The sequence below is a fragment of the Paenibacillus sp. FSL R5-0341 genome, assembly GCF_037975235.1.
Taxonomy (GTDB): Bacteria; Bacillota; Bacilli; order Paenibacillales; family Paenibacillaceae; genus Paenibacillus; species Paenibacillus amylolyticus_A.
This window is the reverse complement of record NZ_CP150241.1, coordinates 5,814,313-5,827,386: the sequence shown is the minus strand read 5'-3', so window position 1 is coordinate 5,827,386 and position 13,074 is coordinate 5,814,313. Positions and strand designations below refer to the sequence as shown.

The 13,074-nt window shown below is 44.6% G+C and carries 12 protein-coding genes; 11 read left to right on the top strand and 1 reads right to left on the bottom strand.

From position 1 onward, the window contains the following. Nucleotides 1-102: 102 nt before the first annotated feature. The gene (locus tag MKX75_RS26310) at nt 103-309 is read right to left on the bottom strand and encodes a hypothetical protein (protein WP_175623753.1); all 207 of its coding nucleotides are present in this window, start codon (nt 307-309) and stop codon (nt 103-105) included. A gap of 273 nt (nt 310-582) precedes the next feature. Between MKX75_RS26310 and MKX75_RS26305 the strand changes: the two genes are divergently transcribed. The 11 genes from MKX75_RS26305 (at nt 583) to MKX75_RS26255 (ending at nt 13,004) form a co-directional block, all read left to right on the top strand. Beyond that, nucleotides 583-981, top strand: coding sequence for a ComF family protein (locus tag MKX75_RS26305; protein ID WP_167350930.1), 399 nt, complete (start codon nt 583-585; stop codon nt 979-981). Nucleotides 982-1,358: 377 nt separating this feature from the next. After that, nucleotides 1,359-5,810, top strand: a complete 4,452-nt coding sequence (locus MKX75_RS26300) for a fibronectin type III domain-containing protein (protein WP_339167429.1) — start codon at nt 1,359-1,361, stop codon at nt 5,808-5,810. A 149-nt stretch (nt 5,811-5,959) separates the two neighbouring features. Further along, on the top strand, nt 5,960-6,364 hold the full coding sequence (locus MKX75_RS26295) for a TIGR03826 family flagellar region protein (protein ID WP_339167428.1): 405 nt from the start codon (nt 5,960-5,962) through the stop codon (nt 6,362-6,364). 176 nt (nt 6,365-6,540) lie between these two features. Next, nucleotides 6,541-6,825, top strand: a complete 285-nt coding sequence (flgM, locus tag MKX75_RS26290; RefSeq protein ID WP_053779526.1) for a flagellar biosynthesis anti-sigma factor FlgM — start codon at nt 6,541-6,543, stop codon at nt 6,823-6,825. An 11-nt stretch (nt 6,826-6,836) separates the two neighbouring features. Further along, complete coding sequence (locus tag MKX75_RS26285) at nt 6,837-7,340, top strand: flagellar protein FlgN (protein WP_076333996.1); 504 nt, start codon at nt 6,837-6,839, stop codon at nt 7,338-7,340. Nucleotides 7,341-7,359: 19 nt separating this feature from the next. Continuing rightward, on the top strand, nt 7,360-8,913 hold the full coding sequence (flgK, locus tag MKX75_RS26280) for a flagellar hook-associated protein FlgK (RefSeq protein WP_339167426.1): 1,554 nt from the start codon (nt 7,360-7,362) through the stop codon (nt 8,911-8,913). A 24-nt stretch (nt 8,914-8,937) separates the two neighbouring features. Continuing rightward, complete coding sequence (flgL, locus tag MKX75_RS26275; protein WP_339167425.1) at nt 8,938-9,858, top strand: flagellar hook-associated protein FlgL; 921 nt, start codon at nt 8,938-8,940, stop codon at nt 9,856-9,858. Between the two features lie 17 nt (nt 9,859-9,875). Then, on the top strand, nt 9,876-10,445 hold the full coding sequence (locus tag MKX75_RS26270; RefSeq protein ID WP_076333998.1) for a DUF6470 family protein: 570 nt from the start codon (nt 9,876-9,878) through the stop codon (nt 10,443-10,445). A 105-nt stretch (nt 10,446-10,550) separates the two neighbouring features. Further along, on the top strand, nt 10,551-10,979 hold the full coding sequence (gene fliW / locus MKX75_RS26265; protein ID WP_339167423.1) for a flagellar assembly protein FliW: 429 nt from the start codon (nt 10,551-10,553) through the stop codon (nt 10,977-10,979). After that, a complete protein-coding gene (gene csrA, locus MKX75_RS26260) occupies nt 10,980-11,225 on the top strand; it encodes a carbon storage regulator CsrA (protein ID WP_036612471.1) in 246 nt (81 codons plus the stop codon). A gap of 144 nt (nt 11,226-11,369) precedes the next feature. Then, a complete protein-coding gene (locus MKX75_RS26255) occupies nt 11,370-13,004 on the top strand; it encodes a flagellin (protein WP_339167422.1) in 1,635 nt (544 codons plus the stop codon). The last annotated feature ends 70 nt before the right edge of the window (nt 13,005-13,074 follow it).

Below are 13,074 nucleotides of genomic sequence, written 5' to 3'. Positions count from 1 at the left end.
AACATGAACGATTATGCGCAGCACCTGACCGGGCGTCTTCATCACCTGCTCGCCCCACCGGGAGCGACTTGTCTGACATGCGGCACTCGAGCGATGCTGTCTTCAATCTATCCAGGCATATGCCCACGTTGTGTGAAGCAGATTCCATGGATCCGTTCCATCCGCTGCCTGCGTTGTGGTCGGGGTGTCGGATGCCCGGACTGTGCTCGTCCACACATGCAAAACCGATCTTTTATCTCCAATCGCAGCGCCGTACAATACAATGCTCTTATGAAAGAATGGATAGGCATGTACAAATTCCGAGGCCACGAAAGATACGCGCCGCTCCTAACCGCTTTGTTGATTCAAGCTTTTCAAGCGATGAGCGAGGAACAAATTTCTGCTTTGGCAAAAGAACCCCCAGCCCCCGTGGCTCATCTCGCCACACTTGCTCAAAAGCCGGTGGATGTCAGCTCACATCCACCCCACCCGCGCGCATTAACCAACGCGCACGCCTATCCCAGAGCAGAAACTCAACGCCCGCTGTCGCCGCCTCTGCAAACGAAGCCGCAATGGAGGCCTGACGCGGTCACCTATGTTCCCGTGAGCAGCGAGCGCCTAGCCGAACGCGGCTTCAATCAGGCGGAGCGGCTGGCTGCTGGGCTCGCCACCGCCTTCCGCCTACCCATCGTGGATCTGTTGCAGCGCCAGATCAACACGACCAAACAAAGCTTCAAATCACGCGGTGAGCGTATTGAAACGATGAAGAACGCTTTTTCCATCAACCGAGATGGTATGCAGTTAATTGAAGAGCTATACAGGGGATTTCATCTGCCAACACAAAAGGCCATGTCACATGCCAAACCCATACAGATCCTGCTAATCGATGATATATACACAACAGGTAGCACCTTGGACGCTTGTGGACGGGTTATTCTAAATGCTGGCTTCTCCATGGATCTTCCGGTCGAGATTTTCACACTGACACTGGCAAGATCGTAGAAGCTAAATCCAAATAATAAATGACTGTCCAGTAATATTCAGTGACTTTAGATGGGGGATCTTTACTCTATGATTAATGGTAGATAGGAAAATATGTTCTTTTATTAATGATTGGTATATTTGTGCGGTTCTCCTTTCCATTTATACCGTTTGCAATATGGTTGTTTAAAGAAACTATAAATGAAAGCGCTATAAGAAAAATTTTACATGTAAAAAAGAGGGATTGGTTTTTTCACGCAGAATAGATAGTTTTGCCGTTCACCACAGGTGACAGCATAGGGAGTGGCACATCATATCTACTGAAGGAGAGAACAAGAGTGGTCGCAGGAAAAAGAAAAAACAGATTTAACCTATGGACTGTCCGTCTACTAGTATTCATGCTGGTATTCGGGCAGTTTGGCGTGTACGGGGGGAACCGGGCACATGCAGCGGTAGGAAGCGGGATAGTCTCATCAAGCAATGATTATCAATATGTAATGACCAACAACAACGGCCAACTACAGGTGAATCAAAAATCAGTTAAACTGAGTTGGGCTAGATCCTACAATATTTCATCAACGGGATATTCGTTCACCAGAATGCAGTCTATCCTGGGTTTCACAAGTGATATTACCAACATAAGCTTTGGATCGTATACATCCAAATATGCCGGACAGATCGACAATGCTTTTCTTATCGATCTGAGCAAAGTTCGTGAAATTGCTACTGAGATGACGTACAGACAACCCTATAACCAAGTCGGACAATGGGAGATCACACACTATAATGTGCTAGGTCAACTGACACCGATTGATGTATATGATTATGATGTCAGACAGTTGAGTTTGGTTGTAAACGCAGATACGGGAGAAGTTGTAGATTTTTACTCTGAACTTAATCCGTACTATACACGTAAAGCTGAACCGGCTTCTTTTACCAAACAGGAGGTAAATCCATTACCGATTAATAATGTACCATCGGTGCCTTCGAATATAACGGGTAACTCAAGTGAAAACACGACTCATATTCGCTGGGATCATGCACAGGAAGCTGTACAGTATGAAATTGAGCGTGATGGTATTTTAATGGGACCTTATTATGGTACGAGCTTGGATGATGCCGTACTCATTCCTAACAAGAATTACTCTTACAAAATACGTGCTATAAATTCTATAGGGAAAAGTGAATGGAGTAGTGTCTTTAATATTAAAACACTGCTTAACGAACCTGTGATCTCCACGAGCTCTGAGCAAGGGAAAAATATAATAGAGTGGGCTGCAATTAATCATGCCGATGGATATCAACTCCAGATTGATGGTGAAGCCCCAATTGACCTAGGTAATGTAACGAATTACGAACACGTTGGTTTGGAGGCCAATTCTAGTCATACCTATGCATTAAAAGCAGTATCATCAGATAATGAGAGCAATTGGAGCAGAACGGCTACGCAACTTGTTGTACCTGACTCAGCAAGTGGTTTGAAAATTACAGAAAATACATTCAATAAAATCTCTTTAGGTTGGACTGCAATTAAAGGTTCAAGTGGATACGACCTGGAGGTTGATGGGGTTGTTGTTCCGGTCTCTGGTACAACATACAGCAAGACGGCTCTTATGCCCAATACCGAGCACACATTTCGATTGAGATCTAAAAATGCAGGCGGTGTAGGTAAGTGGACTGACATGCTAACTGTTTCGACACTTCTAAGTACGCCTGTTATTAAAGCGATTTCTTCGCAAGAAGATATGTTTGTGGTATGGCCTGCAATTGAGGGGGCTACCTCTTATGAGGTTGAGGCTGATGGAGTTAACGTAGGAATTGTTGAAGATCCGGCTTATACACACACTGACCTATCACCAGGGACACTTCATAAATATCGTGTACGAGCTTTGAATGATACGAATACAAGTGCATGGACTACAATGTTGTCCCAAAGTACACTCTCTGGTCCTGTTTCGAATCTCACTATAAACTCGGTCACTAATGCAGCTGTTGGTCTGAAATGGACAGCAGTGACCGGAGCGACAGGATATGATTTGGAGATTGACGGCACAATTGTAGTTGTTACTGGCGTAGCCTACACAAAGAGTAGCCTTGCAGCCAATACAGAACACACCTTCCGTATTCGTTCGAAAAATGCTGCAGGTGTGGGTGATTGGAGTGATCCGCTCAGTACAACGACACTGTTGAATACACCTGTATTAAAGGCGGCATCAGAAGAAACGAATATCAACCTGACTTGGGCTGATGTAGCAGATGCGACTACATACGAGATTGAGGCGGACGGAGCAGTAGTGGCAATAGTAGAAGAGCCTAACTATAGCCATGCAGCACTGCTGCCAGGAACTGCCCATAAGTATCGTATTCGTGCGTTGACGGATACCAATACAAGTGCATGGACAACAATTCTGACGCAGAGTACTATACCTGCATCAGTTACAGGTTTAACGGTTAGCTCGGCTACGAACGTAGCCATTTCACTGAAATGGACAGCAGTTACAGGTGCAACGGGATATGATCTAGAGATCGATGGAACGGTTGTCCCAGTGACGGGAGTAGCCTATACGAAGAGTGGTCTTGTAGCCAATACAGATCATACCTTCCAAATCCGTTCCAAGAACGCCGCAGGTGTAGGGGCATGGAGTGAGTTGATCAGTGGAACAACACTTCTAAATACACCGGTATTAAAAGCAACTTCAGAAGAAACTGCAATCAATTTGACATGGGCAGCCGTTGCTGATGCAACGAAGTATGAGATTGAAGCCGATGGAGCAGTAGTAGCAACGGTAGGGGAACCTAGCTTTACCCATACAACACTGCTTCCAGGAACAGCCCATAAATATCGCATTCGTGCGTTAGACGATACCAATACAAGTGCATGGACAGCAATTCTGACGCAAAGCACGATTCCTGCTTCAGTGACAGGATTGACCATTAGTTCAATAACGAACGTGGCTATTGCATTGAAGTGGACAGCAGTTACAGGTGCAACAGGATATGATCTGGAGATCGACGGTACCGTTATCCCAGTAACGGGAGTAGCGTATACGAAGAGCGGTCTTGCAACAAACACAGATCACACCTTCCGTATTCGTTCCAAGAATGCCGCAGGAGTAGGTGCTTGGAGCGATCTGATCAGTGGAACAACGCAGTTGAACACACCCGTTTTGAAAGTAGCATCGGAAGAGACTGCAATCAACCTTACATGGGCTGAGGTAGCAGACGCAACCACTTATGAAATTGAAGCAGATGGTGCAGTGATTGCCACAGTTAGTGATCCGGCATACTCACATAATGGATTGTTACCAGGAACTGCACACAAGTATCGTATACGTGCTCTAACGAATACCAATACGAGTGTATGGACTGCTATGCTGACTCAAAGTACGATACCAGCTTCAGTTGCAGGACTTAATATTAGTTCTGTTACGAATGTGGGTATCACTCTAAAGTGGACAGCAGTAACCGGAGCCACGGGATATGACCTAGAAATTGATGGTAACGTTGTTCCAGTAACGGGAGTGTCCTATACGAAGAGTGGTCTTGCTGCGAATACTGAGCACACCTTCCGTATTCGTTCAAAGAACGCCGCAGGAGTAGGTACTTGGAGCGATCTAATCAGTGGTATGACGCTTTTAAACACACCTGTATTAAAGGCAACATCGGAAGAAACAGCAATCAATCTGTCATGGTCGGATGTAGAAGATATGACAGCGTATGAAGTTGAAGCCGATGGTACAATTGTTGGCATAGTTAGTGAGCCAGTATATATACACGATGGTTTATTGCCTGGAACGGCTCACAAGTATAGAATTCGCGCGTTAAAGGGTGAAAACACAAGTGCGTGGACAGCAATCCTGACGCAAAGCACCATCCCTGCTGCAGTTAACGGTTTCATGTTAAATACAGCTACACCTGTTGCTATTTCGTTGAAATGGAGCCCAGTTGCAGGCGCTACCGCTTATGATTTGGAGATTGACGGTGCTGTAATTTCTGTCAGTGGATCTGCTTATACGAAAAGTGGTCTTCTAGCCAATACAGATCATACCTTCCGCATTCGTGCCAAAAATGCTGCTGGCATTGGTAGCTGGAGTGAGATCGTAACTGCTTCGACCCAGTTGAATGTACCCACAACGCTGAAAGGTGTACCTGAAGAAACGGCAGTTACGCTGACATGGAATGAAGTTGCTGGTGCAACTAAATATGAGATTGAGGCAGATGGCATAGTAGTTGCTACGGTGAGTGATCTCATGTATGTACACAATGGAGTTCTTGGTGGAACGATTCATAAATATCGTGTTCGTGCCCTGACCGACACCAATGTGAGTGCATGGACAGCAGTGTTGTCTCAAACTACGTTACCTGCGAGTGTCTCAGGCTTGAGTATTAACTCTGCAACCACAGCGGCGATTGCGCTAAGATGGAGTGCTGTAACTGGAGCTACCGGTTATGACCTAGAGATTGATGGTACGGTAGTGGCCGTGAGTGGAGTTGCTTATACGAAGAGCGGACTTGCACCAAATACGGAGCATACCTTCCGTATTCGTGCCAAAAATGCTTCCGGTGCGGGAGCTTGGAGTGAGATCTTAACGGGAACGACTCAATTAACTACAGCTGTGCTGAAAGGAACTTCGGACAGAACGAATGTTATTCTGACGTGGGACGCGGTTGTGGGAGCTTCATCTTACGAAATTGAAGCCGATGGACAAATCGTGGCAACGGTTAGTGGTACAACTTTTATTCATTCTGATCTGTTACCGTCCAGTTTGCATAAATATCGTATCAGAGCATTCAATGACCAGAACACAAGCGTGTGGTCTGCTGTACTAAACATTAGAACATTGAATTAATGAATTAAAGTGGGGGAAAGGGCTTGCGTATATATGCATCCTGTCCCCTCTTTTGTTTTGTAAATAGACTATGGCTTCATTAGAGAAAATAAGGTAATGTATAGTTATTATCTATTCGGAAATGGAAGTTTGAGAGGGGCGTTTTAGCGATGAATCTAGGTAATTGTCCTCGCTGTGGTAAATTATATGCGTTAAATTTTCGAGATGTATGCTCGAATTGTATTAAGGAAATGGAACAGGAATATCAGATCTGTGTAGATTATTTGCGTGAAAACAAAGGCACCAATATACAGGAACTATCTGATGCAACAGATGTTTCGATTAAAACCATTACCAAGTTCATCCGTGAGGGACGGATTTCCATCGAAAATGCCCCGAATATGATGTATCCTTGTGAAGTATGCGGAACATTGATTCGTGAAGGTCATATGTGTGACTCTTGTCGTAATCGTTTGACGAAAGACTTGGCTGGTGCAGCTCGTGATGTAGGTCAGAAGGATAACGGCAATATAGGCGGACGAACCTACAATGCTCTCGACAAACTACGCGATTAATAGGAGTCAGGGCTCAAATACATGTTTTGCTATAACAAATGTTTTGAAACGTACCGATAAACTTATTAAAGATTATCGGTTTTTTTTATTATCCTAATCATTTCGATAACATAAAGATAAAGTAAGAAAAGCGTATATCAAGGTAAAATTCTAACGTGGAAGGAAGTGTAGTTCATATGAAAATCAATGAACCGAGTAGAATTGGCGCCATCAATTCATATCAGAGGAACGTTGAATCCAATCAGCAGGCTGATGCCAAGAAGAGCCGCCGTAAGGACGAAGTATCCATTTCTCCGGAGGCGATGAAGATGCTTGAGGAACAAGGACGTACGCAAGATGCAGGACGCATTCAACGGATACAGGAACTGAAAGAACAGGTCAGTTCGGGAACGTATCAGGTAGACAGCAGTAAGCTTGCTGACAAATTGCTACCGTATTTTAAGTCTTTTGATAAGGAATAGGTGATCACGTAATGGCAGCACTGGACAGATTAATTGCAGTTTTGCAGCAAATGGAACAAAGTCACCGCGATATGCTGGCACTCAGCGAGGTCAAGAGACAGGTCATTGTCAAAAACGATGTGGATGAACTCATTGCCGTTCTGAACAAAGAATCCCGTTTCATGAAACAACAGGAGCCATTGGAGATCGAACGACAGAGTGCAGTTCACGAATTGCTTCAGGAGCGTGGAATCAAGTCTATGCTGAACCTGAACATTACGGAGATCTCGAAGCTGATTTTTGATCCGGCTGACAAACAGCGATTGCTTGAAGTCCAGAAGAAGCTGGCGGGAACACTGCAGGAGTTAAAGGAAATCAATCAACTGAATCAAAAGCTGATCGAGCAATCGTTGATGTTTATTGATCTTTCAATGGATATCTTCGCTTCTCGGCCAGAACAGGATGCCACATATCAGCATCCTGCTGATAAGAACGGCAATCCAGGGCGAATCGGTCTGTTTGACACGCGTGCCTGATTAATTAGGGGGAAACCAGGTGACATCTACATTTCATTCAATCGAAACGGCTAAACGCAGTTTGTTCACACAGACGACAGCTCTTAGCACAACCGGCCATAACGTAGCCAATGCCAACACGGAAGGGTACTCACGTCAAAAGGTAAACATGCAGGCATCCATTCCAATGGAGCCATTCGCATTTCTGCATAGCACAACACCGGGACAGCTTGGTACAGGGGTAGAGTTCGACTCCATTACCCGTGTGCGTGAGAAATTTCTGGACGACCAATATCGTAATGAAAACACCAACTTCGGGAGTTGGTCCATTCAACGAGATACACTTGAGAAACTTGAAGCTATTGTGAATGAACCGTCAGACACCGGATTTCGGACGGTTATGGATAACTTCTACAAATCATGGTCAGATCTGAGCAAAAACCCTGAGGACGTTACGGCACGCCGAATTGTCAAGGAAACCACACTCGCTCTTACGGATGCGATGAATCAAATTAGCCGCCAATTGGATGCGCTCAGTCAGGATTTGGATAGTAACATCGCTGTGAAAAGTAATGAGATTCAAGGTTATCTGGGTAACATTGCAAACCTCAATAGTGCCATCGTGAAAATTGAGTCTCTTGGCGACAATGCCAACGATTTACGCGACCAACGTGATCTTATGACCGACAAACTCTCTAAAATCATGAATATTACGGTTACTGATTCTCAACAAGGATACCAGATCCAGATGAATGGACAGGCACTCGTTACAGGCGGGGCAGTACAAGTGGCGGTAGATCCTGCTTTTCTGAATGATGCATATACTGCTGGCACACTCACCAATGGTGAAGTTCATGGCATGATTAAGTCCAGAGATACATTGGTAAGTGATTACCGGAAACAAATGGACGACTTGGCGAATACCCTTGCTAACGGAGATATTGAAATTATTCTTCCTGCCGGTTCGGTCTTGCCAGACAATACTGTACTGGATGGTGTTACATACACAGGTGCAGCACGCACACTCGCTACAGACTTGAAAGTTACTGTCAAAGGACTGAACGGTCTGCATCAGCTTGGATACAGCATGGATGGAACTAACTCTGGAGGAGTCCCATTCTTTACAGCAGCGGGTGGTGGTACAGCCATTACAGCTGGCAATATTTCATTGAACGCAGAGATCTTGGCTGATCCGAATAAGATTGCGACCTCACTCCGTACATCGGATGCTTCTGGTACGGAGACTGTAATCAAAGGTAATAATACACTTGCTATCTTGCTTGCGAATCTGAAAGATACACCGATGAAATCTGCAGACGGTTTACGTAATGCAACGATCGGTGCACAATTCAGTGCCATTGTGGGACAACTGGGGGTACAATCCCAGGAAGCAGCACGTCAGACATCCAACTCGGAGTTCCTAGTGGAGCAAGTGGACACCCGTCGTCAATCCGTGAGTGGCGTATCTTTGGATGAAGAGATGTCCAATATGATCAAGTTCCAGCATGCCTATAACGCTTCTGCTCGATTTATGACCACATATGATGAATTACTTGATAAGTTGATCAACTCTACTGGAACAGTAGGCAGATAATAGAAGGGAGTGACATAACAGACCATGAGAATAACGAATAATATGCTCAGTTCACAATTGCTTCTGAACCTGAATCGAAATGCACAGCAAATGAACAACACCCAGACCCAACTGGCGACAGGTCGCAAGATCAACAAACCTTCGGATGATCCGGTAGGGATTACTTACTCCCTTCGTTATCGTGCAGAACTTTCATCGAACGATCAATATCAGAAAAACGTAGACAGTGCTATATCATGGCTTGAGTTTAATGATACGGTTATGAATCAAGCAGGTAACGCCGTACAGCGTCTGCGCGAGTTGACGGTACAAGCTTCGACAGGAACGAATCCGCAGTCCGCGCTGGACAGTATTAATGAAGAGGTCAAACAGTTGAAAGAGCAGCTGATTGATATCTCAAACAGTAAGCTTAACGGGAAATATATTTTTAATGGCGAGACGTATGATATTAAACCGTATGATTTCCCGTCTAATGCAGACGGTACTTTAGATACAACGAATGCTACGTCTGTTGTGACGGATAAAGGGAAGATTAACTTCATCGTAGGTGAAAGTGTTCAATTGCCTATTAACGTGAGTGGTAATGAAGTGTTCGGCACAGAGAAGGAAGAAGATAACTTGTTCAACATCGTGAACAACATCATGAAAGCTCTCACAGAGGGCAATCAAAAAGAGCTATCCAATCAGTTGGACAATATTGATAGCCGTACAGACAAGATGCTTGCAATCCGTTCTGAGATTGGTGCCAAAACGAACAGGGTTGATCTGATGATGGGACGTTTGGATGATCTCGGCATTAACCTGACAGATCTGCAATCTAAGGTGGAAGATGCGGATTATGCCGAACTGGCGATGCAATCCAAAATTCAGGAAAACATCTATAATGCTTCTTTATCTGCCGGTGCCAAAATTATCTCTCCATCTTTGGTGGACTTCTTAAGATAAAAAGGAGGAGTTAACATTTGAGTACTCTTCCCGTTCTTCAGATTAGAACAACGCCAACTTTATTAAGTATTGATGCTGATCCAGGACAGTTCTCCATTCGTCAACCGAAAGCTGAGGTGCAGTTGAACACCAGACCTGCCAAGCTAACGGTGGAGAGTCATCCGATGAGACTAAGTGTAGATCAAAGCAAAGCATTCTCTGCTTACACAGGCGGCAATATGATTGATATGAATGCACGGATCTATTCAGGCATTCAACAGATTTTTTTGCAAAATATGGCTGAACGAGTTCAGCAGGGCAATGAATTGGCTGCAATTCATAAGCCTGGAAATACCATTGCGAATATTATTGGCTCAGACTGGCAGGCGAGGCCATTCCCGGAAACGCGGACACCCGCTTCTTCTGGGAACGTGGAGACCCGTGTTTATACTCAGGCGCCGGATATCAACTTTACTCCCGCTGTCTCGGAAATGAATGTCATTGTGAATAGACCGGAGATTGAGTATAATCGGGGCAAGCTTGATATCTATGTGAAGCAGTATGCATCGATTCAGTACACGCCACCTGCTATAGATATAGGATTATAGTTACTCTAAAGTAGAGCTATAGACGGTCTTGATCTTAGACATCTATGGCTCTTTTTGCATAAAACTTTCGCCAGGGAGGCGTTTATTATTCATATTCAGACAAGCATGTGGGGATCATTAGAGGTTAAAACAGAAGATGTATATCAATTTCCTAAGGGTTTACCCGGATTTGAAGAGGAAACCGAGTTCGCGTTGGTTCCTTGGGAAGATACACCTTTCAGTTATTTGCAATCGACAAGAGAGCCGGGACTGGCATTCCTCTTGGTGAGCCCGTTTACTTTTGTACCGGATTATAGTTTTGAATTGGGAGAGGTAGATAAGGAAGAATTGGAGATTGTGGAGCAAGTGTCCGTATACTCCATGGTCACGATTCATTCACAGGCGAATAAATCAACAATGAATCTGCTTGCACCCGTAGTTCTTAACCCCGAGCAACATTTAGGTAAGCAAGTCGTGCTCCATCAGTCTTCTTACGATACACGTCATCTGATCTGGGCGGAAGAAGATGCCAAATCAGTGAAAGGTGGAGTGTAAATGCTGGTATTATCACGTAAAAAAGGCGAGTCCATTATCATTCAAGATCAGATTGAGGTGACTGTACTCGCTGTTGAGGGAGATACAGTACGTATTGGAATCTCCGCACCCAAGCATATTGATATATTCAGACAGGAAATATATGCATCCATTCAAGAGGCTAATCGGGAGTCTGCAACGCCTCTTGCAGCCAATATTGAAGCCTTTATGGAACGTCTGCGAAATACAGATATCAAAAAAGATTAAAAATATTCCAATTTGCTATAAACAGTTGCTCACCTTCCGTCGATATATAATTTAGACGCTGCTTCAGCAGGGCGGCCGACCTTAATGTCGCGGCGTTTACCACAAGGATGTGGAACTAATTTATCTTCAGGGAGGAAATATCAAATGATTATCAACCATAATATTACGGCGTTGAACACTCACCGCCAACTGTCCAGCAACTCTGCTGCAACTAGCAAAAATATCGAGAAATTGTCTTCCGGTCTTCGTATCAACCGTGCTGGTGACGATGCTGCAGGCTTGGCAATCTCCGAAAAAATGCGCGGTCAAATCCGCGGTTTGGATATGGCTTCCAAAAATGCTCAAGATGGTATCTCTTTGATCCAAACAGCTGAGGGCGCATTGAGCGAAACTCACTCTATCCTGCAACGTGTACGTGAACTTTCCGTTCAATCCGCTAACGGTACGAACACTGAAGAAGATCGTAAAGCGCTGCAAAGCGAAGTTTCCCAATTGAAATCCGAAATCGACCGTATCGGTGATACTACGGAGTTCAATACGAAGAAATTGTTGAATGGTGCTTTGAAAACTGCTGGCGCTTCTGTGGGGCAGGATTCTACAACTGGTACAACAGTTGCCAAACAAACAGCTGCTTCTTTGACTGGTGCTGCTGCAATGAACACAGCACTAGCAATTACGTCCGCTGACTTTAAGAGTGAAACTATTAAAATTGATGGTACTGATATTAAAGTCGATTGGCAAAACCTTTCCACAGATGAGCAAAGCACAATCTTGGCAGGTAAAGGTACTGGTGCCACTGATTCGTCAATGAAAGCTGCTGCTGATCTGATCGTAAGCAAAATCAATGAAGCAATTGATGCATCCGGCGCAAACATTGCACATATTTCTGGTTATGTAAGTGCTTCTTCGAGCCTTGTTCTGGAAAGTGGCTCTAAAGGAACAGATTCGGGTATTTCGATTGCTACAGCTAATCAACAGCTTGTAGGTAAATTCATTGGAGCTACTGCGGCTAATACTGGAGCTGCTGGTACTAGCACTTACAATGGCACTGATGTAACAACAGGTGACCAATTCAACTTCCAAATTGGAGATACTAAACTTCAAGCAACATTGGCGGGTGATATTGATAACACAACAACAATGGCAGCAGCAGCAACACAGTTGCAAACGGATATTAACACAGCAATTGCAGCTGCTAATGCTGCAGCTGGAGCAACTAAAGATGGAGATTTCGGCTATATCAAAGATGTCAAAGTAAATGCTTTGTCTGATGGTCGTTTTGAAATCGTAAGTGAGAGCGGTCCAATCAACCTGCAAGATTTGGCTGGTAAATCAACTGTCAAAGATCTGGGTCTTTCTCAAGCTCAAACTGATGCTTCCGGCAACGGTGGTGTTACATTCCAAATCGGTGCAAACAAAGGTCAAAGTATCACTTTCGGTGTAAATGACATGCGTTCTGCTGCTCTGGGTGTTGCTGGTGTAGATATCTCCACTACAGCTGGCGCTTCTAACGCAATCACTTCTTTGGATAAAGCAATCAGCTCCGTTTCCAGCGAGCGCGCTAAATTGGGTGCGGTTCAAAACCGTCTGGAACACACAATCAACAACTTGAACACATCTTCCGAGAACCTGACTGCAGCTGAGTCCCGTGTACGTGACGTAGACATGGCTAAAGAAATGATGGAACAAACGAAGAACAACATCCTTGCACAAGCTGCACAAGCGATGTTGGCTCAAGCGAACCAACAACCACAAGGCGTTCTGCAATTGCTTCGTTAAGATTTACATTAATACCGAAAGCTCCGGAGTATTCCGGGGCTTTTTTTTGTTTTGCTAGGAATTCCCTAAA

Coding starts and splice junctions, on each gene's coding strand:
- MKX75_RS26300 (WP_339167429.1), top strand. CDS start 1,359: ATGCTGGTATTCGGGCAGTTTGGCGTGTACGGGGGGAACCGGGCACAT.
- flgM (WP_053779526.1), top strand. CDS start 6,541: ATGAAAATCAATGAACCGAGTAGAATTGGCGCCATCAATTCATATCAG.
- MKX75_RS26255 (WP_339167422.1), top strand. CDS start 11,370: ATGATTATCAACCATAATATTACGGCGTTGAACACTCACCGCCAACTG.
- flgL (WP_339167425.1), top strand. CDS start 8,938: ATGAGAATAACGAATAATATGCTCAGTTCACAATTGCTTCTGAACCTG.
- MKX75_RS26295 (WP_339167428.1), top strand. CDS start 5,960: ATGAATCTAGGTAATTGTCCTCGCTGTGGTAAATTATATGCGTTAAAT.
- fliW (WP_339167423.1), top strand. CDS start 10,551: ATGTGGGGATCATTAGAGGTTAAAACAGAAGATGTATATCAATTTCCT.
- csrA (WP_036612471.1), top strand. CDS start 10,980: ATGCTGGTATTATCACGTAAAAAAGGCGAGTCCATTATCATTCAAGAT.
- MKX75_RS26285 (WP_076333996.1), top strand. CDS start 6,837: ATGGCAGCACTGGACAGATTAATTGCAGTTTTGCAGCAAATGGAACAA.